The 627-nt window shown below is 45.5% G+C and carries 1 pseudogene; it reads right to left on the bottom strand.

Annotated features, from left to right (window positions below):
• Positions 1–627: pseudogene (locus AB4Y85_RS19425) on the bottom strand (acetyl-CoA C-acyltransferase); the annotation flags it as partial.

The raw sequence follows: 627 nt of genomic DNA, 5'->3' as shown, positions 1-627 counted from the left end.
ATTTAAACCAGCGAGTTTTAAAGCTTTTGGAACCGCTTCTACTGGTCCTATTCCCATAATTTCAGGAGGGACGCCTGCAACAGCAAATGATCTGAATTTTGCCATCGGCGCTAGCCCTAACGCCTCTGCCTTTTCTCTATCCATTAACATAACCGCTGCTGCGCCATCACTCGTTTGTGATGAATTTCCTGCCGTTACAGTGCCGTTTAGAGCAAATGCAGGTCGGAGTTTGGCAAGTGTTGCTGTATTCGTATCCGGACGCACTCCTTCATCTTGTTCGAATAAAACTTGCTTTTCGATTAACTTATTGTCAGGGCCAACCTTCCGAATATTCACAGAAACAGGCACAATTTCATCTGTAAATTTTCCTTCTGCAAGTGCCTTAGCTGCTTTTTGATGGCTTCGAACACTATAGGCATCTTGATCTTCACGCGTTACCCCAAACTGTTTTGCTACTTGCTCAGCAGTATGGCCCATACTCATATAATATTGCGGAGCTTCTTCTGCGAGCTTCGCATTTGGCCTTGCAACATGCCCCATCATTGGAACGAGACTCATAGATTCTGAACCGCCAGCAATAATCGTATCCGCATGACCAAGCATAATTCTCTCCGCACCGTATGCGAT

Source organism: Microvirga sp. 2YAF29, assembly GCF_052114605.1.
In the GTDB taxonomy this organism is placed as follows: domain Bacteria; phylum Pseudomonadota; class Alphaproteobacteria; order Rhizobiales; family Beijerinckiaceae; genus Microvirga.
This window is presented reverse-complemented; position numbering and strand designations above follow the sequence as displayed.